The sequence below is a fragment of the Robertmurraya dakarensis genome (genome assembly GCF_900156875.1).
GTDB lineage: Bacteria > Bacillota > Bacilli > Bacillales > Cytobacillaceae > Robertmurraya > Robertmurraya dakarensis.
On record NZ_LT707408.1, the window covers coordinates 1,358,421 to 1,384,892 of the forward strand.

Below are 26,472 nucleotides of genomic sequence, written 5' to 3' on the forward strand. Positions count from 1 at the left end.
TTTCGAGAGAAAGGTGAATGCGCGTGGAAGTAATTAATATTCATCACCCCCATGATTTACAGCAGGATCAATTTCTGCCGATGGTGATAGCCTTAGGTTATTTTGATGGCGTTCATTTAGGTCATCAAAAAGTGATTAAAACTGCGATGAAGGTTGCGAATGAAAGAGGAATAAAGAGCGCTGTCATGACATTCGACCCGCATCCATCTGTCGTTCTTCGGAAGGATGTGCAGCATGTCGAGTACATTACTCCACTCCGAGACAAAATTAAACTCATTTCTGACATGAATGTTGATTTCTTGTTTGTGGTTCACTTTACCAATGAATTTGCGAATCTTTTGCCACAAGAATTTGTGGACCAGTATATCATTGGCTTGAATGGTGTTCATGTTGTTGCAGGATTTGATTATTCATATGGTAGAATGGGCAAAGGGACAATGGAGACGTTACCATTTCATTCCAGAGAATTTTTTGATTTCACAGTGGTGCCGAAGCTTTCGGTTGGACATGACAAAGTAAGTTCAACCCTTATTCGATCCAGCATTCGGAATGGTGAAATGCAAAAGCTTCCTAACCTATTAGGTCGATTTTATTCTACAAGAGGTATCGTCATTCATGGCGATAAACGTGGAAGAACAATTGGATTTCCAACTGCGAATACGGATGTGGAAGACGCATATCTACTCCCGCCTGTCGGTGTGTACTCTGTACGCTTTCTTGTGGATGGGAACTGGTATGAGGGTGTTTGTAATGTAGGATACAAACCTACCTTTAATAAAGAACAATCCAATAGACCATCAATTGAAGTGCATATCTTTGAGTTCAACAAAGACATCTATGGTAAGCAAGTTGTTGTTGAATGGCATGAACGTATTCGAGCTGAACAAAAGTTTTCTGGGATTGATGAATTAGTGAAGCAGATAGAAAAAGATAAAGAACATGCACTTCTGTATTTTAAGGAAAATTCGGTTATTCGCGAATCTTAAAATATTCGACATAAAGACACGGGGAGTTATTAAAAATAAAACGTTTAGTCTTGCATTTTGTCAGAAATCAGTGTATTCTTATTAACGTACCAAAAAATGAACCCTTGCTTGGCAAGTCGAATCACCGACGCTTGCTCAGTAAGCGGGGATGAAAATATAGGAGGTGAAACGGATGGCAATCACAAAAGAACGTAAAAATGAACTAATCAATGAGTTCAAAGTACATGAGAACGATACTGGATCTCCAGAAGTTCAAATCGCTGTCCTAACAGAGGAAATCAATAACTTAAATGAACATTTACGTACGCATAAGAAGGATCATCATTCACGTCGTGGTCTTTTGAAAATGGTAGGTAGACGCCGTAACTTACTAACTTACCTTCGTAATAAAGATGTTCAACGTTACCGTGAGTTAATCAACAGACTTGGCTTACGTCGATAAGAACTAAAGCGGAAGTGCCTTGTACAGACCCCGAAAAAAGCATCCATGAAAGGTGTACTTTCTTTTCTAGGATGGTACTTTTATCTAGAGGGGCTAGGCACTGCAGCTGGATGAAGAAAAGCGGGATTTTTTCCCGCTTTTTTGTTAGCATGAAAACAGTAAAAATTAATAATACATAATCCATTATTTTAAGTATTCATAAATATGTACATACTATAGAAAAGCAGTGTTATATCTTAATGATTAATTGACAATAATTGTTTTAAATAACTGAAGGCTATGCAGCTATTTCAGCATTTAACAATTCATTATATATATGCGTGTAAAAAAACATTTTATATAGCTTAAGCACCATGCAAGTTAGTAAGAGAGGGGTTTTATTAAACATGGGACAAGATAAGCAAGTCTTCTCGATAGATTGGGCTGGCCGTAGTTTGACTGTTGAAATTGGTCAACTTGCAAAACAAGCGAACGGTGCAGCATTAGTACGTTATGGGGATACAGTAGTATTAAGTACTGCTACTGCGTCAAAAGAGCCAAAAAAGTTAGATTTCTTCCCATTAACGGTTAATTATGAGGAAAGACTTTATGCAGTTGGGAAAATTCCGGGTGGTTTTATTAAAAGAGAAGGCCGTCCGAGTGAGAAAGCTATTTTGGCAAGCCGTCTAATTGACCGGCCAATTCGTCCGTTATTTGCTGATGGATTTCGTAATGAAGTCCAGGTAGTAAGTATGGTTATGAGTGTGGATCAAGATTGTTCATCTGAAATGGCTGCAATGTTTGGATCTTCGCTGGCTCTTTCTGTTTCAGACATTCCGTTTGAGGGTCCAATTGCAGGGGTTACCGTAGGTCGTATCGATGGTAATTTTGTTATTAATCCTACAGTAGAGCAGGCGGAAAAAAGTGACATTCATTTAGTTGTAGCGGGAACAAAGGATGCCATTAATATGGTGGAAGCTGGAGCTGACGAAGTCCCAGAGGAGACAATGCTCGAGGCAATTATGTTTGGTCACGATGAAATTAAACGCTTGATTGCTTTCCAAGAAGAAATAGCTTCTAAAATTGGCAAAGAAAAACTTGAAATTGAATTGTATCAAGTAGATGAAGCTTTAGAAAATGAAGTTCGTGAACTTTGTGAAAAGGACATGATTTCAGCTATTCAAGTTCAAGAGAAGCATGCGCGAGAAGATGCGATTAAAGCTGTAAAAGATGAAGTTCTCGCTAAGTATGAGGAGCAAGAAGTTGAGGAAGACACACTTAAACAGGTAAAGCAAATTCTAGATAAGCTTGTTAAAGGTGAAGTACGCCGCTTAATTACGGAAGAAAAAGTGCGACCAGATGGCCGTAAGCCTGATGAAATTCGCCCGCTTTCTTCTGAAGTTGGAATACTGCCAAGAACACATGGATCAGGTCTATTCACACGAGGTCAAACTCAAGCTTTAAGCATCTGTACTTTAGGTGCGATGGGCGATGTTCAAATTTTAGACGGATTAGGAATCGAAGAAGAGAAGCGCTTTATGCATCATTATAATTTCCCTAACTTTAGTGTAGGGGAAACAGGTCCAATGAGAGGTCCGGGGCGTCGTGAAATCGGTCATGGAGCACTGGGTGAACGTGCATTAGAACCAATTATCCCTTCCGAAAAGGATTTTCCTTACACGATCAGACTTGTTTCAGAAGTTCTTGAATCTAACGGATCAACATCTCAAGCAAGTATTTGTGCAAGTACGCTGGCAATGATGGATGCTGGGGTACCTATTAAAGCACCAGTTGCAGGTATTGCGATGGGATTAGTTAAATCTGGTGAATTCTATACAGTATTAACTGATATTCAAGGGATGGAAGACCATTTAGGGGATATGGATTTCAAGGTTGCTGGTACATCTAAAGGGGTAACGGCTCTGCAAATGGATATTAAAATTGCAGGATTATCCCGTGAGATACTGGAAGAAGCTTTGCAGCAAGCCAAAAAAGGCCGTATGCAGATATTAGATTCTATGCTTGCAACGATTTCTGAACCTAAGAATACCCTTTCGAAGTATGCACCAAAGATTTTAACAATGGCAATAAACCCTGATAAAATCCGTGATGTTATTGGACCAAGCGGTAAACAAATCAATAAAATCATCGAAGAAACTGGTGTTAAGATTGATATTGAGCAGGATGGTACGATCTTCATTGCTTCCACAGAAGAAGAAATGAATCAAAAGGCGAAAAAGATTATTGAAGATATTGTTCGTGAAGTGGAAGTAGGGCAAATGTACTTAGGTAAAGTAAAACGGATTGAGAAGTTCGGTGCCTTTGTTGAAATATTCAGTGGTAAAGATGGTTTAGTCCATATTTCTGAACTAGCAGAAGAACGGGTAGGCAAAGTTGAAGACGTTTTATCAATTGGTGATGAAATCCTTGTGAAAGTAACAGAGATCGACAAACAAGGTCGTGTAAACCTTTCTCGTAAGGCTGTTTTACGTGAACAAAAAGAGAAAGAACAAGCAAATCAGTAAGTTTACATTTTATCAATAACTTTACTTGTAAAGAAGTCAGGAAATACCCCTGACTTCTTTTTTAGATATTGAAGGCAACTCTTAACGGCATCATCTGCTTACTAGATGTATAAAGTTTTATTTAAGTAAGACAGATAGGAATGTTCTACCTTGTCCCTCTCCTACATACTTTGTAGGGAAGGAGGCAAACGGGATGAAAAGGTTTATATCTATTGTTACGATGATTTTGCTTGCATTATTAATTGTTAATAATTCTCTTACACATCAGTATTTAGGCATTTTAGCAGGGGAAACATTTTTAGTTAATCAACATTCAGATCCTTTGTATGAAGAAATCACTATAAAAGGCAAGGAATATGAACGCGAGCCTTCTGATGCAAAAATAGATCCAGTTTGGGGTGCTATTCCTGGATATAATGGTTTGGCCGTGGATGTTGATGCTTCTTATAAGAAAATGAAAGAAGAAGGAGAATTTATTGCTGAAAGACTGGTCTTTAAGCAGGTGAAACCAGGTGTACACCTGAAAGATCTTCCTCCAAAGCCTATATATAAAGGGCATCCTGATAAGCCGATGGTAAGTTTTATTATTAATGTTGCATGGGGCAATGAATTTATCTCTCCAATGCTTGCAACGTTAAAGAAGCATAATGTGCGAGCAACCTTTTTCTTGGAGGGAAGATGGGTCAAGAATCACCCGGAATTAGCAAAAATGATTTCTGAAGCAGGTCATGAAGTTGGGAATCATTCTTACTCTCATCCAAATATGCAGCAGCTTTCAGCTAGTGCCATTCGACAGGAGATTTACAAGACGAATGATGTTATTAAAGCGACTACCGGGGTTAGTCCTGTTTGGTTAGGTCCGCCAAGCGGCAGTTTTCGAGATGAAGTTATCAAAATAGCTGCAGAGGAAAAGATGGGGACTGTTCTATGGAGTGTGGATACAATCGATTGGAAGAAACCTACCCCTGAAGTTCTAATTAACCGGGTTATGAGTAAAATTCATAATGGGGCGCTTATTTTAATGCACCCAACAGATGCAACGTCTAAATCCCTAGAGAGTTTAATTAAGCAAATAAAAGCAAAAAATTTGGAAATAGACACTGTTTCTGAGCTTCTAAGCGAGGACCGAGTCATGAAAACGGTACATTTAAAATAGTTATAAAATCATATAGGATAAAAGTTCCTCTCATTAGACAAGATAAGAAGTAATCATATACAGTAATAGATGTAGCAACATGTTTCAAATCAGGAGGGGTCAATTTGATAAAAAAATATACATGTCAAAATGGAGTTCGGATTGTTTTAGAAAACATCCCTACAGTTCGTTCCGTCGCGATTGGGGTATGGATTGGTACGGGATCACGCAATGAAACACCTAAAAATAACGGTATTTCACATTTTCTTGAACATATGTTCTTTAAAGGTACAAAAACTCGATCAGCAAGGGAGATTGCAGAGTCCTTTGATAGTATCGGAGGTCAAGTTAATGCTTTTACGTCTAAGGAATACACTTGCTATTATGCGAAAGTATTAGATACTCACGCAAATTTTGCTTTAGATGTTTTAGCAGATATGTTCTTTAATTCTACCTTTGTAGAAGAGGAACTTAATAAAGAGAAAAATGTGGTCTATGAGGAAATTAAAATGTATGAAGACACGCCAGATGATATTGTGCATGACTTGCTCAGCAAGGCGATTTATGAAAAACATCCTTTAGGTTATCCGATCTTAGGAACGGAAGAAACGTTAGCAACGTTTACAGGGGAAACGCTCAAAGAATATATGCATAATACATATACACCTGAAAACGTCGTAGTATCTATCGCTGGTAATATTTCAGAGTCTTTTATTTCAGATGTTGAGAAATACTTTGGTTCGTATGAAGGCGGAAAACAAGAAATCACTGAAGATAAGCCTGTTTTTCACACAAACCATATGGCCCGCAAAAAAGAAACAGAGCAGGCGCATTTATGTATTGGGTTTGAAGGACTTCAGGTGGGACATGAAGATGTTTACAACCTTATTACATTAAATAACATTCTTGGTGGAAGTATGAGTTCAAGATTGTTTCAGGATGTTCGGGAACAAAAAGGGCTCGCCTATTCCGTATTTTCCTACCACTCTGCATTCCAGGATTCAGGAATTGTAACGATCTATGGTGGAACAGGTGCAAAACAGCTGAATGTATTGTTTGATACGATCCAAGAGACACTTGCTACGTTAAAGGCTGAAGGAATAACAGAAAAGGAACTTAAAAATAGTAAAGAACAATTAAAGGGCAGCTTAATGTTAAGCCTTGAAAGTACGAATAGCCGTATGAGCCGAAATGGCAAAAATGAGCTAATTCTTAAGCGCCATCGCAGTTTGGATGAAATTGTAGAACAAATTGACGAAGTGACAAAAGAAAAAGTAGATGAAATGGCAAACAATATTTTCAATGGGCCATTTTCAGTTTCTTTAATCAGTCCAGACGGAAATCTTCCAAACAACATTCAATAAAAAATCTGACCAGAAAACAGTCTATGTTCCAGTAGACTGTTTTCTTTTCTTTATTCTAAATATCCTTCTCTGAAGATACATATATAAAGAGGACAGAGAGGAGGGGATGAACTTTTGAGATTAAGCGAATTAAGCGGAAAAGAAATCGTGGATGTTAAAAAAGCTGAAAGGCTTGGAGTGTTGGGCCAAACAGATCTCGAAATTGATGAGAATACAGGTCAAATTCGTGCATTGCTGATTCCATCATTGAAATGGTTCGGCTTCAAAAGACATGGAGGTGAGGTAAGAGTTCCGTGGCACCATATAAAGAAAATCGGAAATGATATGATTATCATTGATATCGCAGATGAAGAAGAGTAAAAGAACTGGCAGCTGCCAGTTCTTTTTAGTTTTTTGAGCTCTGTATTTATTGGTTTTCTCTTTCGTTTCTAAATTGATTATGTCCATTTTAGAGAGTTTCTTTAGGAAAACTCACCATTTGTAATGTTCATACATAGTATGTTGGAGTAGTTCGTCATACAGATTCCTGTTTAGGACTTTTATAAAGAAGGTGAATAATGAATGCTGACAGGGATGCAAATAGCCGTCATTGGTGGCGATGCCAGACAGCTGGAAATTATCCGCAAATTAACTGAGCTGGATGCAAAGCTTTCGTTGATCGGCTTCGAACAGCTTGACCATGCCTTCACTGGGGCAGTGAAGGAGAAATTAGATGAAGTAGATTTTACCAATATAGACGCGATTATATTACCGGTACCTGGTACTAATCTAGAGGGGCAAGTTGAGACCATTTTTTCTAATGAAAAAGTATATTTATATGAAGAAACATTGATGCAGACTCCTCCTCATTGTACAGTCTATTCAGGTATCAGCAATTCGTATTTAAACGGAATTACTAAAAAAGCAAATCGCCGCCTCGTTCAACTTTTTGAAAGAGATGATGTAGCGATCTATAACTCCATTCCAACTGTTGAAGGCACTATTATGATGGCTATTCAGCATACTGATTTTACAATTCATGGTTCCAACATTATTGTGCTGGGGCTTGGAAGAGTAGGAATGAGTGTAGCAAGAACCCTTGATGCCTTAGGTGCAAATGTAAAGGTAGGAGCTAGAAAAAGTGAACATATTGCCCGCATTACGGAAATGGGGCTGGCTCCTTTTCAACTAAATGAATTAGAAAATTGTGTGAAAGACGTAGATATTTGCATTAACACGATTCCACATTTAATTGTCACAGCTTCAGTTATCTCAAAAATGCCAGCACATACGTTAATTATCGATTTAGCATCAAAACCTGGTGGAACAGATTTTCGCTATGCTGAGAAAAGAGGAATTAAGGCATTACTGGCACCTGGACTTCCAGGAATAGTAGCTCCCAAAACGGCAGGGCAAATATTGGCGAATGTACTTTCGAGAGTTTTAAAAGATGATCTTGAACAACGAAAGGGGAAAGTAACATGAGCTTAAATGGAAAAAGAATTGGATTTGGTTTAACTGGTTCACATTGCACTTATGACGCTGTATTTCCAGAAATCGAGAAATTAGTGAATGCAGGAGCAGAAGTAATCCCGGTCGTTACTCATACCGTACAAAATACCGTAACACGTTTTGGTGATGGGGAAGATTGGGTTCAAAGAATTGTGGAACTGACTGGTAATAGTGCAATTGATTCGATTGTAAAAGCCGAGCCACTAGGTCCAAAAATCCCATTAGATTGCATGGTTATTGCTCCACTGACAGGGAATTCTATGAGTAAATTCGCAAATGCGATGACAGATTCACCTGTTTTAATGGCAGCAAAAGCAACCTTAAGAAACGGGAAGCCAGTTGTATTAGGAATTTCAACGAATGATGCATTAGGCTTAAATGGTGTTAATCTTATGAGATTAATGGCAACTAAGAACATTTTCTTTATTCCTTATGGCCAAGATGATCCTGTCAAAAAGCCTAATTCAATGGTTGCCAGAATGACTATGCTATCAGAAACTATTGAATCAGCCATACAAGGTCAGCAAATCCAACCTGTTATTGTTGAAAGATTTAAAGATGATGAGTAACTAACTGTTATGAAATTGAAGATGTTCTGAAAAATTTATTTCTTTAAAGTGTGAATATGTTAAAATAAATGATATTATTAGGTAATCATTTTTCGGGCAGCTTCGCCCACTGGTTGGCGGTATGATGACAGCCGCCTCCCAGTATCATTCTTTTTAACATCATTAAGCACTACTTAAAAGAAATAAGTTGGAAGGGGAAACGTATAATGACAGAAAAAAGAGCTTTTCACGTAGCAGTAGTTGGTGCAACAGGTGCAGTAGGGCAGCAGATGCTAAAAACACTAGAGGATAGAAAATTTCCCGTTTCTAAGTTAACGGTACTTTCTTCAGCGCGTTCAGCTGGAAAAACGGTCATTTTTAACGGCAAGGAGCATACAGTTGTAGAAGCTACTCCTGATAGCTTTGAAGGTGTAGATATTGCTTTATTTAGTGCTGGTGGAAGTGTTTCAAAAGAATTAGCTCCAGAAGCGGTTAAGCGGGGAGCAATTTGTGTAGATAACACAAGTGCATTCAGAATGGATGAAAATACTCCACTTGTTGTGCCTGAAGTGAACGAATCAGACTTGCATAATCATAATGGTATTATTGCTAATCCAAACTGTTCTACTATCCAGATGGTTGTAGCGTTGCAGCCGGTTTTAGAAAAGTTCGGCTTAAATAAAGTGATTGTTTCAACGTACCAGGCTGTTTCCGGTTCTGGCGCAGCAGCGGTCGATGAATTATATGAGCAAACAAAAGCAATTATTAACGAAGAACCATTCGAGCCGCAGATTTTACCTGTTAAATCGGATAAAAAACATTATCAAATTGCTTTTAATGCGATCCCTCAAATTGATAAATTTGAAGAATCAGGTTATACATTCGAAGAAATGAAAATGATCAATGAGACAAAGAAGATAATGCATCTTCCTGAGTTAAAGGTCGCTGCTACATGTGTTCGTCTTCCAGTAGCAACAGGACATTCTGAATCTGTCTACTTTGAGGTTGATCAAGAAGGTGTAACAAGTGAAGATATAAAAGGACTTTTAAAGTCCGCACCAGGTGTAGTACTTCAGGACGACCCTGACAACCAGATTTATCCAATGCCGGCAGATTGTGTTGGGAAAAATGATGTCTTTGTAGGACGTATTCGAAAAGATCTTGATGAAGAAAAAGGCTTCCATATGTGGGTAGTTTCTGATAACTTGTTAAAAGGCGCTGCTTGGAATTCTGTTCAAATTGCTGAAAGCCTTGTTAAGCTCGGAATTGTTAAATAATTAATTACTAAATAATATAATAGCTATGAGAACAGAGAACTAAGAAATCGGGTTGTTTACCGATTTCCTCCAAGTCTCACCTCTGACCTCTCACATCTAGAAAAGCGCACAATATTTTGTGCATAAGACAAGTAGTAATCTCGAGGTGTTACGATGAAAATAATCGTTCAAAAATTTGGAGGTACTTCTGTAAAAAACGAAGAAGCACGAGAGCATGCGATGGGTCATATCATGAAAGCAGTTGAAGACGGCTACAAGGCGGTTGTAGTCGTCTCTGCTATGGGAAGAATGGGAGACCCATATGCAACAGATACACTTCTCTCATTAGTTGGAGGAAGTAAAAGCCTTATTACAAAGAGAGAGCAGGATTTACTTCTATCCTGTGGTGAAGCAATTTCTAGTGTTGTTTTTACAAATATGCTTCTCCAGAATGGCATAAAAGCAACTTCACTTACAGGCAGTCAAGCGGGTTTCGTGACAAATCATGATCATACGAATGCAAAGATTGTTGAAATGAAATGCGAACGTCTTTTAAAAGAACTGCAGGAGTATGATGTGGTTGTGGTTGCTGGCTTTCAAGGTGCATCAAAAAATGGTGACACGACCACGATCGGCAGAGGTGGAAGTGATACGTCTGCAGCTGCATTAGGAGCAGCGCTTCAAGCAGACTGGATTGATATCTTTACCGACGTAGAAGGAATCATGACTGCAGATCCGCGGATCGCGGAGAATGCTAGACCTCTTTCTGTTGTTACCTATAATGAAGTATGTAACCTTGCTTATCAGGGAGCTAAAGTTATCCATCCGCGAGCTGTAGAAATTGCCATGCAAGCTAAAGTTCCTATCCGTATTCGATCCACTTATTCAGAAGGCTTAGGCACATTAGTGACGACACTAAACAGAAGCAGCCGCGGCAGCGATGTCAGGGAACGAACGGTAACAGGAATTGCGCATCTCGCGCCGGTTACGCAGGTAAAAGTCCTAGCCAAAAAAGACCAATACAATCTTCAGACAGAAGTATTTAAATCAATGGCTAATGAAAAAATTAGTGTGGATTTTATCAATATTTCTCCCAACGGTGTCGTTTATACTGTCACGGATGAAATGAGTGATAAAGCAGAAGAAATTTTGCAAGGGTTAGGTTATGATCCAGAAATTGAAAGAGAATGTGCGAAGGTTTCTGTAGTTGGTGCAGGGATTGCAGGTGTTCCAGGTATCACGGCAAAAATTGTAACAGCTCTTTCAGAAAAAGGGGTAAGAATCCTCCAATCCGCTGACAGCCACACAACTATTTGGGTGCTTGTGAAACAAACCGATCTTGCCACAGCTGTCAATGCCTTGCATGATGTGTTCGAACTGGAAAAAGAAGCAGTAGAGTATGATCGTATCTAATTACTTTAAGCGATTAAAAAGCTTCCTCTTTGGTGCACATCATAATCCGCAGATAGGATAGTTTAAGGGAGTGTAGATATGGTATTATTTGGGAGAGTTTCGACGGCAATGGTTACCCCTTTTGACAACAAAGGGCATATTGATTTTGCCAAAACTACTCAGTTAATTAACCACTTAATTGATAACGGGACTGACTCACTAGTTGTTGCTGGTACAACTGGTGAATCGCCAACTCTTACAAAAGAGGAAAAAATTGCATTATTCCAGCATGTTGTGAAGGTAGTAGATAAGCGGGTTCCAGTCATAGCTGGGACCGGATCAAACAATACCTATGCTTCAATTGAGCTTACAAAGAAGGCTGAGCAGCTTGGAGTAGATGGAATTATGATTGTTGCTCCATACTATAACAAGCCAAACCAGGAGGGGCTTTACCAGCATTTTAGACAGATTGCCGAATCTACTACGCTTCCTGTAATGGTTTACAACATTCCTGGTCGTTCCGTCGTAAATATTTTACCAGAGACGATTATCAGGCTTTCACAAATTGACAATATCGTTGCTGTTAAAGAAGCAAGCGGTGATTTAAATGCGATGACGAAAATTATTGCCGGTACGGATGATAATTTTCTGCTTTATAGCGGGGATGATGGAATCACGCTGCCTGTATTATCAATTGGTGGTGCAGGAGTTGTCTCGGTTGCTTCTCATATTATTGGAAAAGAAATGCAAGGAATGGTTCGAGCGTTTCTTGATGGCGATCATACAAGAGCGGCTAGTATCCACCAATCACTGCTGCCAATAATGGAAGGTTTATTCAAAGCACCAAGTCCCGTACCAGTGAAGACGGCGTTGCAGCTTAGGGGCCTGAATGTAGGTTCTGTCCGTTTACCACTTGTACCTTTAACTGAAAGTGAAAGAGGAGATCTTATCAATTTATTGGAAAATATTTAAAGATATATAATAAGATACCTCTTAACTTAAAGTAAGAAGCTAATCATAATGATTGGCTTCTTTTTTACGGTATAAAACATTTTCACGAATGCTTTATCTAGAGCCTCTACTAGATAATTTGGTTGTAAAGGCTTTCTCCAATCAAGTATAATATTTATAACTGATCTAAGGTCGGACAATCTCAGGAATTAGGAGGATCTTATACATTGAACACGAGAAAGAACGAAAACATCAAGGTAATGGCTCTAGGGGGAGTTGGTGAAATCGGCAAAAACATGTACATCGTTGAAGTAGACGAGGACATCTTTGTGATTGACGCCGGATTAATGTTTCCTGAAAATGAAATGCTTGGAATCGACATAGTCATCCCCGATATAACATACTTAATACAAAATAAACAAAGGGTAAAAGGAGTATTTTTAACACATGGGCACGAAGATCATATCGGTGCTGTGTCTTATTTGCTCCGCCAAATCAAGGTTCCTGTATATGGAATGAGACTGACTATTGCTCTAACTAAGGCAAAGCTGAAGGAACAAGAATTTAGGGGACAAGCTGAATTTATCGAGGTTACCTCTGATACGATAATAGAATTCGATACTGTTCAGGTTTCTTTTTTTAAAACGAATCACAGCATCCCAGATTCTGTGGGGGTATGCATTCAAACGAGTGAAGGATCAATTGTTTATACGGGGGATTTTAAATTCGATCAATCTGCGACAGACCTTTATAAACCGGAGATTGGTAAGATGGCAAAGATTGGTCAAGATGGTGTCCTTTGTTTGCTTTCTGATAGTACTGATGCAGAGAAGCCCGGGTATTCTTTATCAGAAACGATTATTAAAAGGGAGTTAATGGATGCCTTTTATAACGCTGAAGGAAGGATTATTGCTGCTTGCTTTGCGTCTGATTTAAATAGAATTCAACATATTTTTGACGCTGCCTATGAAAGTCGAAGAAAAATTGCTGTTATAGGGAAAACGCTTGAGCAAATTTTTGAGATAGCCATCGAGCTCGAATATCTACATGTTCATCATGAACTAATCATTCCAATTTCACAAATACAGGATTATTCTGACCATGAGATTGTCGTTCTAGCGACTGGAACGCAGGGAGAGCCGATTGAAGTGCTGCAAAAAATGGCAAAAGGTGCTCATAAGCATGTAAATATTCAAGAAAATGATACGGTGTTAATTGCTGCTTCTCCACTTCGAGGTAGTGAGGTACTTATTTTTAAAACGATAGACTTGCTTAGCAGAGCTGGAGCCAATATCATTTCCAGCAAAAGAATTGTGAATACTTCAAGCCATGGCAGTCACGAGGAATTAAAGTTTATGATCAATCTAATGAATCCTAAATTCTTTCTCCCTGTTCATGGTGAATATCGAATGCTCAAGGCACATGAAAAAATTGCAAAAGAATGTGGAGTAACAGACGACCGTATTTTTATCCTTGAAAAAGGGGATGTCTTGGAATTTAAAAATGATAAATTAAAACTAGCTGGTAAGGTGCCGGCAGGTAATGTATTAGTAGATGGCAGCGGTGTTGGAGATGTAGGGAATATCGTTCTTCGAGATCGAAAATTATTATCTCAAGATGGTATATTAATCGTGGTTGTCACTTTAAACAAAGCAGAAAAGAAAATTTCTGCAGGTCCTGAAATTATCTCGAGAGGATTTGTTTATGTTAGAGAATCTGAGAAATTGATGGAAGAGTCAACAAAGTTAGTAAAGTCAATAGTTGAAAAAAGTATATCCAAAGAATCGTTTGATTGGGCTAGTATAAAGCAGGATATGAGAGATGAATTGAATTATTTCCTATATGAAAAAACAAAACGAAGACCTATGATCTTGCCAATTATCATGGAAGTTTAATAAAAAACGACACGAATGTGTCGTTTTTTTATGCCATTATTAATTCTCTTATCTACCACATTTTCAAATAACTCGCATGAATTATTCCTTGCGGTTTCATACTAACGATATCATGCTTGAAGGGAGAATAATGTGATGGACCAAGAGAATAGAAAGAATATGCAAGGTAGTGAAGGTACTGATCAGCCAAAGGAAGATAAACCATCACCCTTAATGGAAAAAATTCAACAATTAGGCCAAACAAGTGTACCACAGCTTTCGCAAGATTCTAAAATACATTGTTTAACAATTGTTGGTCAAATAGAAGGCCATTTACAGCTGCCGCCGCAGAATAAAACAACAAAGTATGAACATATTATTCCGCAAATTGTTGCAATTGAACAAAACCCAAAAATAGAGGGTCTGCTTGTCATCTTAAACACGGTAGGGGGGGATGTGGAAGCTGGTCTGGCTATCTCAGAAATGCTAGCTTCTTTATCTAAGCCTACTGTATCAATCGTATTAGGAGGAGGGCATTCAATTGGTGTTCCAATTGCTGTCTCATGTGATTATTCATTTATAGCCGAAACAGCCACGATGACGATACATCCAATTCGACTTACCGGATTGGTGATTGGCGTACCGCAAACATTTGAATACCTTGATAAAATGCAAGAACGAGTTGTAAGCTTTGTAACAAAGCATTCAAATATAGCGGAAGAAAAGTTTAAGCATTTGATGTTCGAAAAAGGAAATCTAACAAGAGATATTGGAACAAATGTAATTGGGACTGATGCAGTTGAATACGGTCTTATCAATGAGGTAGGCGGTATAGGCCAAGCTATGAAAAAGCTGAATGAACTTATTGAAATAAATAAGGAAGAGAATGAAGGGATTATTCAATGATCTTATATACGATGATGCCTCAGGAACTTGTATTTCCAACTAATAACGAAGTATATGATAACCTTACACAGATTGATTATGAAGGTATTCCATTAATGGTAGAAAGAACTGATGACCATGCTTATCGTGTGGTAAGAGTGATGAGCACAAATCCTGACCACTTTTTAGATTCCAGATGTTTGCCTGGCAGTAAGATATCGATTTAACAGAGAAGGATCATAGTTTATGCTATAATAATAGTAACTTCAGTAAAGGCAGCCCCTAGGAGGCTGCTTTCTTTCTGCATACGTTTGGAAGGCTGGAATTATGAGTACGATATTAATAACAAAAATGTCAGGTGATTTAAATGGCGAAGAGAAAAAGAAGAAGTTCAAAAAATCAACAGAATATTAAACGAACCCTTAAGTTTGAATTAATAGGGCTCATATTAGTCGCGCTTTCTGCGATATCAATGGCTGAATTAGGAGCAGTTGGGACATCTGTAGTCTTATTTTTTCGCTTCTTCATTGGTGAGTGGTACATGGTGTCATTGCTTGCGTTGGTAATCTTGGGTGGATACTTTATATGGAAACGGGAAATCCCTTCCTTTTTTCATCCAAAATTGATTGGAATTTATCTTATCATATCCGCACTACTATTATTAAGTCATGTCACCCTTTTTCAACTATTAATTAATGGCGGGAAATTTGACGATCCGAGTGTTATCGCAAATACTTGGGAACTCTTTTGGATGGAAGTAGGGGGAGAAACAAGTACGAATGATTTGGGCGGTGGAATGATTGGCTCACTTCTTTTTGCCCTATTTTATTTTTTATTTGATGAAGCTGGAACAAAGATTATAGCAGCTGTATTAATCATTATTGGCTTTATTCTTCTGACAGGCAAAACTTTTGGAGAAGCGGTGGGGAAAGTCTTCCTTTCCTTAGTTGGTTTCTGTAGAAATCAATGGTCAGCTTTTATCGATGATCTTACGAAATGGAATGAAAAACGCCTTGAAAGAAGAGAAACACGCAGGCGAGAACGTGCTGAGCAAAGAGAGGAAGAAGAAGAGGATGAACAAGAACCTACCATAACGATTAATAGTCATGATAGTGAAATTGTATCTTCAGAGCCGATCATCTCTAGCTTTGCTGAAAGAGCTTACGTTGAAACAGATACTAATGTGCAGACAGAATCAGAAACTCTCAGCAGAGAAAGTGTTCAAGAAGACGATACTGTGGGCTCAGAAGATGATACAGCCCCACCTATTACATTTACAGAGGTGGAAAATGTTGATTACGAACTTCCGCCAATTCGTTTATTGAAACTTCCACGGCAAACAGACCAAAGCGGGGAGTATGAATTAATACATGCGAATGCAGCAAAATTGGAAAGAACATTCCAAAGCTTTGGCGTTAAAGCACGTGTGACTCAAGTCCATCTAGGACCAGCAGTCACAAAATATGAGGTTCACCCGGATGTCGGTGTGAAGGTGAGTAAAATTGTCAGCTTAAGTGATGATTTAGCGCTAGCACTTGCTGCTAAGGATATTCGTATTGAAGCACCTATTCCAGGAAAGTCTGCGATTGGGATTGAAGTTCCAAATTCAGAGGTAGCAGTTGTGTCATTAAGGGAAGTGTTAGAATCAAAACAAAATGACAAACCTGACGCAAAGTTGATGATCGGATTAGGACGAGATATCACCGGGGGAGCAGTCCTTGCGGAGTTAAATAAAATGCCCCATCTACTTGTTGCTGGTGCTACTGGAAGTGGGAAAAGTGTCTGTATTAATGGGATCATTACAAGTATTTTAATGCGGGCAAAGCCTCATGAAATCAAGCTAATGATGATTGATCCTAAGATGGTTGAACTAAATGTCTATAACGGGATTCCGCATTTACTTGCACCTGTTGTGACGAATCCGAAAAAAGCTGCTCAGGCGCTTCAAAAAGTTGTCAGCGAAATGGAACGCAGATATGAGCTTTTTTCTCATACAGGAACTAGAAATATCGAAGGTTATAATGAACATGTAAAGAGAAGTAATTTAGAGGAAGGAAGTAATCACCCGCTGCTTCCGTACATCGTGGTAATTGTTGATGAGCTCGCAGATCTAATGATGGTTGCATCTTCTGATGTGGAGGATGCCATCACTAGATTAGCACAAATGGCACGTGCCGCAGGTATTCACCTTATCATCGCAACACAGCGTCCGTCTGTTGATGTTATTACAGGAGTGATTAAGGCCAATATACCGTCAAGAATAGCATTTGCAGTTTCTTCAGCAACAGATTCACGTACTATTTTAGATATGGGGGGAGCGGAGAAACTGTTAGGAAGGGGAGATATGTTATTTCTGCCTGTAGGAGCTTCGAAGCCTATCCGTGTTCAAGGAGCTTTTTTATCTGATGATGAAGTTGAAGAAATTGTAGATTTTGTCATTGGACAACAAAAAGCACAGTATCAGGAAGAAATGATTCCGGAAGATGTTCCTGAAACAACTTCTGAAGTAAATGACGACCTTTATGAAGAAGCAGTCCAGCTCGTTCTAGAAATGCAAACGGCATCAGTGTCGATGCTGCAGAGACGATTTAGAATCGGTTATACTAGAGCAGCTCGTTTAATTGATGAAATGGAATTAAGAGGAATTGTAGGCCCTTATGAAGGAAGCAAGCCAAGAGTTGTCCTAATGGAGAAGCCATCAGAAGAAGCAAGTTCTTAAAATAATTTCACTTTATCGCAGGTTAACGGGCAGTAAGCCCCCACCTTGGATATTATGAGTATACAAAGAAGATAGGAAGGGGCCAACTGCCCGTAAAAGCCCGACGACGGACAGGATGTCCTAGTCAGGTGAAAGCCACAGGACGTGGCGGGTTGAACGTGATTAGTTCAACTAACCATCAGTGAGTAAAAACAAAACCCTCACTGATGGAAGTTTCACTTTATTTATACCTAAAAAAGTGATATAGTATTTTCGATTAGTAGGAAAGATTGAACATCAGAGGTCTGATGTCTTGAGATTATGGTTGGGGGAAGCGATATGTCCATCAAGTCTGATAATAGGCATTTATACTTACAAGTGATCGACAGGATCAAGCAAGATATTGAAAAAGGTATATATAAAGAGAAAGAAAAATTACCTTCTGAATTTGATCTTGCTAAACTACTTGGGGTCAGCAGGGCCACATTAAGAGAAGCTCTTAGGATTTTAGAAGAAGAAAATGTGATTATTCGCAGGCATGGAGTTGGGACTTTTGTTAATGCAAAGCCTCTATTCTCTTCTGGAATTGAGCAACTTAGCAGTGTGACAAGCATGATCGTACAAGCAGGGATGAAACCCGGTACCATTTTCCTAAGCTCAGGCACTGTAAGTGCTACGGAGGAGGACGTTCGACATTTTCATTGTTCTAGAGAAGATGAAATTGTCGTGATTGAACGGGTTCGGACAGCAAACGGTGAACCAGTTGTCTATTGTGTTGATAAAGTACCAAATAAGTACTTACCTGAGACTTTTTCACATGAAGAAGAATCGATCTTCAATATATTAGAAGAGGAAGCACACCGAAAGATTACATACGCTATCACAAAAATCGAACCAATTGGATATCACGAAAGAATTTCGCCAATACTACAGTGTGAGCCAGAAACTGCATTGCTTATCTTAAAGCAGATGCATTTTGATGAAATGGATGAACCTATCCTTTACTCGATTAATTATTTTAGGGCAGATAAGTTCAGTTTTCATGTCTTACGTAAAAGAATTTAGACTGGACTGGGTAATTTCTACTCTAAATTTCCTACTAAATCAAATCATAGGGGGTAAGAACCTTGAAGAAGCGTAAATTTGGATTAGCACTATCACTTGTACTTGCTGCTGGAACTTTTCTAAGCGCTTGCGGCGGCGGTGCTGAAGAAGGTCAAGAAGAAGGCGGCGGAGCTGCTACTGAAGCACCAGATTTTAAAGCAGGACTTGTTACGGATACCGGTGGTGTAGATGATAAGTCATTTAACCAATCTGCATGGGAAGGTCTTCAAAGATTTGGATCAGAGATTGGTCTAAAAGAAGGTGAAGGTTACCGCTATTTACAATCAAGTGAAGAATCAGAATATATTCCAAATCTAGGGCAATTTGCTGATGCAGGGTTTGATGTTACATTTGCTGCAGGCTTCTTGCTTGAGGATGCTGTTCAAACATCAGCAGAGCAAAATACTGATGCGAAGTTTACATTAATCGATAGTCTGTTAGCTGACGAAGAAGGAAACACAGTGTTCCTTGATAATGTTTCTAACGTTACTTTTGATGAACATACTGGATCTTTCCTTGTTGGTGTTATTGCTGCAAAGCATACAGCAACGAATAAGGTTGGTTTCATTGGCGGAGTTGACTCACCTCTAATTAAGAAATTCGAAAACGGATTCAAAGCAGGGGTTAAGTCAGTTAATCCTGAAATTGAAGTTGTATCACAATATGCAGGTGACTTTAATAAGCCAGAAATTGGTACTAGTATTGCTGCAACGATGTATACACAGGGAGCTGATATCATTTATCATGCTGCTGGTGGTACTGGTAATGGTGTATTTACTGAAGCAAAGAACCGTAAGTCAAATGGAGAAAATGTTTGGGTAATCGGAGTGGACCGAGACCAGCATGAAGAAGGTATGCCAGAAAACGTTACTTTAACATCAATGGTTAAGCGAGTTGACAACGCTGTATACCAAATTGCTAAAGATACAATGGATGGAAACTTCCCTGGAGGAAAAGAGACAGTTTTTGGTCTTGCTGAAGATGGAGTTGGAATCTCTGAGAGCCAAGAAAATGTCAGTCAAGAAGCATTAGATTTGGTTGAAGAATTCAAGCAAAAAATCCTTGACGGTGAGATTACAGTTCCTAAAACAGATGAAGAATATGCAGAATTCGAGGCAGCTCTCTAAGGGTTGAATTTTGAATAAAAAAGATCAAGGCTAGTGGTGAACTACTCTACTAGCCTTTCTTTTCTAATAGGCTTACTTATACCCTTTTATTGGCTCATTTATCTTTCAGGTTTTCCTGTATGATAAATGAGCCAATAATCAGCTTGAATATAAAAGAGCCTAAATTGAAAATAAATAGATAAAAGAAATACAATTTCTTTTCCATTTTGAAAATGGGAGTGTTAAAAGTGGAAGAATATGTAATTGAAATGAATAATATACGAAAAGAATTCCCAGGTATTGTTGCCAATGATAATATTACTCTTCAACTTAAAAAAGGTGAAATTCATGCATTACTTGGAGAAAATGGTGCTGGAAAATCAACATTAATGAATGTTCTTTTTGGTTTATATCAACCTGAAGAAGGTGAGATAAAAGTAAAAGGACAACCAGTTAAGATAACAGATCCTAATGTTGCGAACCGATTAGGAATTGGGATGGTTCATCAGCATTTCATGCTCGTTCATAATTTTACGGTAACGGAAAATATTATTCTTGGCAGTGAGCCAACTAAATCGGGGAAAATCAATATTTCAGATGCTGCTAAGAAAGTAGATGAACTTTCCAAGCAGTACGGACTTTCTGTGGATCCGTATGCGAAAATTGAAGATATATCGGTAGGGATGCAGCAACGTGTCGAAATTTTGAAAACGCTGTATCGTGGAGCTGAGATCTTGATTTTCGATGAACCAACTGCTGTGTTAACTCCTCAAGAAATTAAAGAGCTCATTCAGATTATGGACAGATTAGTGAAAGAGGGCAAATCTATCATTCTCATCACCCATAAATTAAAGGAAATAATGGAAGTTTGCGACCGCTGTACAGTTATCCGCAAAGGAAAAGGAATTGGTACGGTGAACATTTCTGAAACTAACCCAGACCACCTGGCTGAGTTAATGGTAGGTAGAGAGGTTCACTTTAAAGTTGATAAAAAAGAAGCTGTGCCGAAGGACGTTGAATTAGAGATTAAAGACCTTGTTGTGATGGATGCACGGAATATTCCAAGTGTAAATGGGCTGAACTTGAGTGTTAAGGCTGGGGAAATACTTGGTATTGCAGGTGTTGATGGTAACGGACAAACTGAGTTAATTGAAGGGATTACCGGACTTAGAAAGGTGAAGTCTGGAAGTATCAAAATTAATGGGAAAGAAGTCGTGAACCTTTCCAGTCGTAAAATCACTGAAACTGGTGTCGGCCATATACCTCAGGACCGTCATAAGCACGGCCTTGTCTTGGACTATACAATTGGTGAAAATATGGTTTTACAAACATACTATCAAAAGCCTTTCTCTAAATCAGGAATATTAAACTTCAATACCATCTATGAAAAAGCAAAGCAATTAATTAAAGAATATGACGTTAGAACCCCTTCAGAGTATACACCTGCAAGAGCTTTATCTGGTGGTAATCAACAAAAAGCGATCATCGCGAGGGAAGTTGACCGCAGTCCAAGTCTTCTAATTGCAGCACAGCCAACTCGTGGCTTGGATGTCGGGGCAATTGAGTTTATACACTCAAAGCTTATAGAAGAACGTGATAAAGGGAAGGCAGTACTGCTAGTTTCTTTTGAACTAGATGAAATAATGAACTTAAGTGATCGTATTGCTGTTATTTATGAAGGGAAAATTGTTGCGGTTGTCGATCCAAAAGAGACGAACGAACAAGAGCTAGGCTTGCTTATGGCTGGTGGTAAGCGTGAAAGTGAAGGTGTTTCGTAATGCAAAAGCTCTTAAAAAATGACAGATTATTTAATATAGTAGTACCCGTATTTTCAGCACTGCTAGGGATGCTAGTAGGTGGGATCATCATGCTGTTAGGGGGCTATAATCCTATTACAGGTTTTGGCGCACTAATTGATGGAATGTTTGGCAGTCCGAAAGGGATAGGTGAAATGATTCGAGCTGCCTCGCCATTGATTCTTGCAGGTCTAGCTGTAGGATTTGCTTTTAAAACGGGTCTGTTTAATATTGGGGTAGAAGGACAGTTATTGGTTGGCTGGCTGGCATCTGTTTGGGTTGGTTATGCACTTGATTTACCAACTGTCATTCATGTTCCATTAGCAATATTAGCAGCAGCATTAGCAGGTGGAATTTGGGGAATGATTCCAGGCTTTTTAAAAGCTCGTTTTAAAGTTCATGAAGTTATTGTAACGATTATGTTGAATTATGTGGCCTTATATGTAACAGCCGATATTATTAAACGGTATTTATACGCAGGGAACGAGAAGTCCTATAAAATTAATGAATCAGCGTCATTATCATCTGAATTTTTAGCTTCGATTACAAATGGCTCCCGTCTTCACTGGGGAATTGCTGTGACCATTATTGTTGCGTTCATTATGTGGTTTATTTTAGATAAAACAACGACTGGATATGAACTAAAGGCTGTTGGTTTTAATCAGCATGCATCGATGTATGCCGGAATGAATGTTTCGAAGAATATCGTTTTATCTATGTCAATCTCTGGTGCATTTGCAGGGGTAGCAGGGGCAATGGAGGGGCTTGGCACCTTTCAAAATATGACGGTTTTATCTGCCTTTACAGGTACAGGGTTTGATGGAATCGCTGTTGCTCTACTAGGGGCAAATAATCCTTTTGGTATAGTCATAGCAGGATTGCTCTTTGGCGGTCTGAATACTGCAGCACCTCAAATGAACTTCAATGCTAACGTTCCACAGGAACTAGTAGAGATCATTATTGCTTTAATCATCTTCTTCGTGGCTTCAGGCTATTTGATTAGATTAATTCTAATGCGTTTTAGTAAGGAGGGGAAATAAAATGAGCTTTCTTGATATTTTGGCGATCATTATCCCAGCTGCCTTATACACAGCTGCCCCTCTCATTTTTACAGCTCTAGGCGGCGTTTTCAGTGAAAAGTCAGGTGTTATTAATATTGGGCTAGAAGGTCTCATGCTCTTTGGTGCATTTGCTGGTGTTCTAACGACTCTAGCCCTTCAGGATGTTGTCGGTGCAGCGTCCCCATGGATAGCGATATTAGTTGCAGCACTTGCCTCAGCCCTTTTTTCTTTACTTCATGCTGTTGCAAGTATTACTCTGCGGGCAGACCAGACAGTAAGTGGTGTTGCCATTAACTTATTAGCTGTAGGTTTAACTGTATTTCTGATTAGAAGTATATACGGAAAAGGCCAAACTGATTTTGTTGATTTCCGCTTAAACAAGGAAGATTTACCGTTTCTTTCAGATATTCCAGTTATTGGTGACATTTTCTTTTCCCAGGTTCCATATACATCGTATATTGCTATACTCGTAGCTATTATTGCTTGGTATTTTATCTATAAGACTCCATTTGGATTAAGGCTCCGTTCTGTTGGGGAACATCCAATGGCAGCAGATACAATGGGGATCAATGTAAATAGAATGCGTTATATTGCAGTGCTTTTATCAGGTGCCTTCGCCGGAATCGGTGGATCAGTATATGCCCTTTCCATTTCTGGTAACTTTACTGGCGGGACGATTTCTGGACAAGGTTTCTTGGCATTAGCAGCGATGATCTTCGGTAAGTGGCATCCAATCGGTGCAATGGGAGCTGCTTTGTTCTTTGGATTCGCACAATCGCTAAGTATTACTGGAGCACAAATTCCTTTCTTGAAGGATATACCATCTGTGTTCCTGCTTATCGCACCTTATGTTCTTACAATCTTAGCACTGACAGGCTTTGTTGGTCGTGCTGAAGCTCCAAAGGCTTCCGGAATACCATATGTAAAAGGAAAAAGATAAAATATAGAACCCGAGCCCGGCCTTATTCCGGGGCGGGTTTTTTTGGCTAATTGAAGGACAAAGAGACCTGTTACTTGAATTGCAAAAGAATGTCAAGTTATTATTAATACTACGGAAAGGGGAAAATTAACCTTTTTTCTTACACGAGAAAGTTAAATTTTTCTAAAGAATTAACTAAAAGACATTGATTTCTGCCATTATTGGCGGTAATTCGTGTTTTTCTAAGAAAATGCAAAAATTATCAGCACTTCTGGGAATGATATAGATAACCCTTGAGAATTTTACATAAGAATGATAATAGGAAAATATAGGAGGCTGGAAGATGTCAGTTATTTCTGAAATTGTTAAGGATATGAACGGGTATAAGCTTCATATTGTAAACACTGAAAAGTACAAAACGAACACACTTGTCTGGAAGATGAAAGCGCCTTTAAATCAAGAAGAGGTGACTCTGAGGGCTCTATTACCATATGTCCTTCAAAGTAATTCTAAATCGTACCCTTCCACGGCTAAATTAAGATCATATCTGGATGAACTATATGGGGCCACACTACATGTTGATTTGTCTAAAAAAGGTGAATTTCATATTATTAGTTTTGCGATTGAGATTGCAAATGAAAAGTTTTTAAAAGATGGAACGCCATTGCTCCGTAAAGGAATAGACCTGCTAGCTGAGATCATTACAAATCCGAATATTTCTGAAGATGCATTTGACGCAAGAACCGTCGAAAAAGAGAAACGCACTTTAAAGCAGCGGATTCAATCTGTGTATGATGACAAGATGAGGTATGCAAGCAGTAGACTTGTCGAAGAAATGTGTAAAGGAGAACCATATGCCTTACATGTTCATGGTGAAATGGATGCGGTCGATCAGATTACACCCGAGAGCCTGTACCAATATTTTAAAAAGGCTTTAGCTGATGATGAACTGGATTTATACGTCATTGGAGATGTCGTGGAGGAAGAAGTAACGGCAGCTGCAAAAGAGACATTACAGTTTTCATCACGTACTCCAAAGAGCCTTACAGATAATGAGCCAAAACAAATAGAAAAAGTAGAAGAGATCAAAGAAGTTCAGGATGTTAAGCAGGGTAAACTGAATATTGGATTCCGTACAAATGTGGTATATGGTGATCCGGAGTATTTTGCCCTTCAAGTACTAAATGGCATCTATGGTGGTTTTTCACATTCAAAACTGTTCATAAATGTAAGAGAAAAGGCCAGCTTAGCTTATTATGCTGCCAGCCGCCTTGAAAGTCATAAGGGATTACTGATGGTCATGTCCGGTATTGATCAAAAAAATTATGAACAAGCGGTGTCCATTATCAACGAACAAATGAAGGCAGTAAAAGACGGTGATTTCAATGAACAAGAGCTCCAGCAAACAAAGGCTGTCCTTAAAAACCAGATACTCGAAACGATTGATACGGCTAGAGGGATTGTCGAGGTTCTTTATCATAATGTAGTTTCCAAGAAAAATGTTACGCTTGATGAATGGATTCAGAAAATGGATGCGACGACAAAGGAAGATATTGTTAAGGTTGCGGACAAAATCCAATTAGATACAATCTATTTCTTAACGGGAAAAGAGGAGAGTGCATAATGGAAAAAATCCCTTTTGAACAGCTCCAGGAAGAGCTATACTATGAGAAATTAAGCAATGGTTTAGATGTTTTTATTCTTCCAAAGAAAGGATTTAATAAGACGTTTGCAACTTTCACAACCAAATATGGTTCGATTGATAATCACTTTGTTCCTCCTGGAAAAAATGAACCTGTTAAAGTTCCAGATGGGATTGCTCATTTCTTAGAACATAAACTATTTGAAAAAGAAGACGGAGATGTCTTTCAGCAATTTAGCCGACAAGGGGCATCTGCTAATGCCTTCACATCATTCACGCGAACAGCCTATTTATTTTCTAGTACCTCGGATGTAGAAAGGAATCTAGAAACTCTAATGGACTTTGTTCAGGAGCCATATTTTACAGAGAAAACTGTTGAGAAGGAAAAAGGGATCATCGGGCAGGAGATTACAATGTATGACGATAATCCTGATTGGAGATTATATTTTGGATTAATAGAAAATTTGTATCAAAATCACCCCGTGAAAATTGATATTGCAGGAACAATAGATTCCATATCTCATATCACGAAAGATATGCTCTATGAATGTTACCATACCTTCTATCATCCAAGTAATATGCTTTTATTCATTGTCGGTCCGGTGGATGTTGAACAAATTATGAATCAGGTTAAAGAAAATCAAGCCAGAAAATCATTCGAGAAACAGTCAGAAATTAAGCGCATTTTTGAACCAGAAATAGCTGAATCAAATGAAAAAATGAAAGTGTTGGAAATGAATGTACACTCATCAAAATGTTTAATTGGGATTAAAGCTCTTCATGTTGATCAAAATGGAGAAGAAATGCTGAAAAATGAGCTGACAACCAATGTATTGCTTGATTTACTGTTTGGCAAGAGCTCAGATAACTATGAATACCTCTATAACGAGGGACTCATAGATGACACATTTTCCTATGATTACACGCAGGAACAGGGCTTTGGGTTCGCGATGATCGGCGGGGATACTAGCGACCCAGATCGTTTGGTAGAAGTGATCAAAAAAATGCTTCTTGATGTGAAAACCAGTAACCCAATTACTGAACAAAGTCTTGAGGGAGCTAAAAGGAAGAAAATTGGAGCTTTCCTTCGTGCAATTAACTCACCTGAATTTATTGCTAATCAATTTACCAGGTATGCGTTTAACGGGATGAATTTATTTGATGTTGTTCCGACTCTAGAGAAAATTAGTCTAAGTGATGTTCAAAAATTGTCAAATGAATTCATATCAGAGGATCGCTTTTCTGTTTGCCAAGTAGTTCCAAAAGGTAAATAATGAGCATTAATGTTAGAAAGGCGTCATGACCATGACGCTTTTCT

22 protein-coding genes are annotated in these 26,472 nt (G+C 38.7%); all 22 read left to right on the forward strand.

The features are described 5' to 3' along the window. The first annotated feature begins 23 nt into the window (after nt 1–23). Nucleotides 24–986 carry a bifunctional riboflavin kinase/FAD synthetase gene (gene ribF / locus CZ487_RS07840; RefSeq protein ID WP_077211566.1) on the forward strand — a complete coding sequence of 321 codons (963 nt, stop codon included), beginning with the start codon at nt 24–26 and terminating at the stop codon, nt 984–986. 172 nt (nt 987–1,158) lie between these two features. Further along, the gene (gene rpsO, locus CZ487_RS07845; RefSeq protein ID WP_077211567.1) at nt 1,159–1,428 is read left to right on the forward strand and encodes a 30S ribosomal protein S15; all 270 of its coding nucleotides are present in this window, start codon (nt 1,159–1,161) and stop codon (nt 1,426–1,428) included. Nucleotides 1,429–1,814: 386 nt separating this feature from the next. Next, a complete protein-coding gene (pnp, locus tag CZ487_RS07850) occupies nt 1,815–3,932 on the forward strand; it encodes a polyribonucleotide nucleotidyltransferase (RefSeq protein ID WP_077211568.1) in 2,118 nt (705 codons plus the stop codon). A 193-nt stretch (nt 3,933–4,125) separates the two neighbouring features. After that, nucleotides 4,126–5,088 carry a polysaccharide deacetylase family protein gene (locus tag CZ487_RS07855; protein ID WP_077211569.1) on the forward strand — a complete coding sequence of 321 codons (963 nt, stop codon included), beginning with the start codon at nt 4,126–4,128 and terminating at the stop codon, nt 5,086–5,088. A 104-nt stretch (nt 5,089–5,192) separates the two neighbouring features. Next, nucleotides 5,193–6,431 carry a M16 family metallopeptidase gene (locus tag CZ487_RS07860; RefSeq protein WP_077211570.1) on the forward strand — a complete coding sequence of 413 codons (1,239 nt, stop codon included), beginning with the start codon at nt 5,193–5,195 and terminating at the stop codon, nt 6,429–6,431. A 114-nt stretch (nt 6,432–6,545) separates the two neighbouring features. Continuing rightward, nucleotides 6,546–6,791 carry a YlmC/YmxH family sporulation protein gene (locus CZ487_RS07865; protein ID WP_077211571.1) on the forward strand — a complete coding sequence of 82 codons (246 nt, stop codon included), beginning with the start codon at nt 6,546–6,548 and terminating at the stop codon, nt 6,789–6,791. 201 nt (nt 6,792–6,992) lie between these two features. Beyond that, nucleotides 6,993–7,895, forward strand: coding sequence for a dipicolinic acid synthetase subunit A (gene dpaA / locus CZ487_RS07870; RefSeq protein WP_077211572.1), 903 nt, complete (start codon nt 6,993–6,995; stop codon nt 7,893–7,895). After that, nucleotides 7,892–8,491, forward strand: coding sequence for a dipicolinate synthase subunit B (dpaB, locus tag CZ487_RS07875; RefSeq protein ID WP_077211573.1), 600 nt, complete (start codon nt 7,892–7,894; stop codon nt 8,489–8,491). Before dpaA ends, dpaB begins: the two co-directional genes overlap by 4 nt. Before the next feature lie 206 nt (nt 8,492–8,697). Beyond that, nucleotides 8,698–9,747, forward strand: a complete 1,050-nt coding sequence (asd, locus tag CZ487_RS07880) for an aspartate-semialdehyde dehydrogenase (protein ID WP_077211574.1) — start codon at nt 8,698–8,700, stop codon at nt 9,745–9,747. 153 nt (nt 9,748–9,900) lie between these two features. Further along, nucleotides 9,901–11,139: an aspartate kinase gene (dapG, locus tag CZ487_RS07885; protein ID WP_077211575.1), complete on the forward strand. Its 1,239-nt coding sequence runs from the start codon at nt 9,901–9,903 to the stop codon at nt 11,137–11,139. A gap of 78 nt (nt 11,140–11,217) precedes the next feature. Continuing rightward, the gene (dapA, locus tag CZ487_RS07890; protein ID WP_077211576.1) at nt 11,218–12,090 is read left to right on the forward strand and encodes a 4-hydroxy-tetrahydrodipicolinate synthase; all 873 of its coding nucleotides are present in this window, start codon (nt 11,218–11,220) and stop codon (nt 12,088–12,090) included. 206 nt (nt 12,091–12,296) lie between these two features. Continuing rightward, nucleotides 12,297–13,964, forward strand: coding sequence for a ribonuclease J (locus tag CZ487_RS07895; protein ID WP_139339529.1), 1,668 nt, complete (start codon nt 12,297–12,299; stop codon nt 13,962–13,964). A 135-nt stretch (nt 13,965–14,099) separates the two neighbouring features. Further along, nucleotides 14,100–14,849 (forward strand): ClpP family protease, encoded by a 750-nt coding sequence (locus CZ487_RS07900; RefSeq protein ID WP_077211577.1) that lies wholly within the window; start codon nt 14,100–14,102, stop codon nt 14,847–14,849. Beyond that, on the forward strand, nt 14,846–15,055 hold the full coding sequence (locus tag CZ487_RS07905; RefSeq protein ID WP_077211578.1) for a YlzJ-like family protein: 210 nt from the start codon (nt 14,846–14,848) through the stop codon (nt 15,053–15,055). The genes CZ487_RS07900 and CZ487_RS07905 overlap by 4 nt, the downstream gene beginning before the upstream one ends. Nucleotides 15,056–15,195: 140 nt before the next feature. Continuing rightward, nucleotides 15,196–17,547: a DNA translocase FtsK gene (locus tag CZ487_RS07910; protein WP_077211579.1), complete on the forward strand. Its 2,352-nt coding sequence runs from the start codon at nt 15,196–15,198 to the stop codon at nt 17,545–17,547. Between the two features lie 318 nt (nt 17,548–17,865). After that, a complete protein-coding gene (locus CZ487_RS07915) occupies nt 17,866–18,591 on the forward strand; it encodes a GntR family transcriptional regulator (protein WP_077211580.1) in 726 nt (241 codons plus the stop codon). A gap of 62 nt (nt 18,592–18,653) precedes the next feature. Further along, nucleotides 18,654–19,757, forward strand: a complete 1,104-nt coding sequence (locus CZ487_RS07920; RefSeq protein ID WP_077211581.1) for a BMP family lipoprotein — start codon at nt 18,654–18,656, stop codon at nt 19,755–19,757. A 248-nt stretch (nt 19,758–20,005) separates the two neighbouring features. Further along, on the forward strand, nt 20,006–21,514 hold the full coding sequence (locus CZ487_RS07925) for an ABC transporter ATP-binding protein (protein ID WP_337189734.1): 1,509 nt from the start codon (nt 20,006–20,008) through the stop codon (nt 21,512–21,514). After that, nucleotides 21,514–22,572: an ABC transporter permease gene (locus tag CZ487_RS07930; RefSeq protein ID WP_077211583.1), complete on the forward strand. Its 1,059-nt coding sequence runs from the start codon at nt 21,514–21,516 to the stop codon at nt 22,570–22,572. The genes CZ487_RS07925 and CZ487_RS07930 overlap by 1 nt, the downstream gene beginning before the upstream one ends. A 1-nt stretch (nt 22,573) precedes the next feature. Beyond that, a complete protein-coding gene (locus CZ487_RS07935; RefSeq protein ID WP_077211584.1) occupies nt 22,574–23,533 on the forward strand; it encodes an ABC transporter permease in 960 nt (319 codons plus the stop codon). A gap of 322 nt (nt 23,534–23,855) precedes the next feature. Beyond that, nucleotides 23,856–25,136 (forward strand): EF-P 5-aminopentanol modification-associated protein YfmF, encoded by a 1,281-nt coding sequence (gene yfmF / locus CZ487_RS07940; protein WP_077211585.1) that lies wholly within the window; start codon nt 23,856–23,858, stop codon nt 25,134–25,136. Further along, nucleotides 25,136–26,428 carry an EF-P 5-aminopentanol modification-associated protein YfmH gene (yfmH, locus tag CZ487_RS07945; protein WP_077211586.1) on the forward strand — a complete coding sequence of 431 codons (1,293 nt, stop codon included), beginning with the start codon at nt 25,136–25,138 and terminating at the stop codon, nt 26,426–26,428. The genes yfmF and yfmH overlap by 1 nt, the downstream gene beginning before the upstream one ends. Nucleotides 26,429–26,472 lie beyond the last annotated feature (44 nt).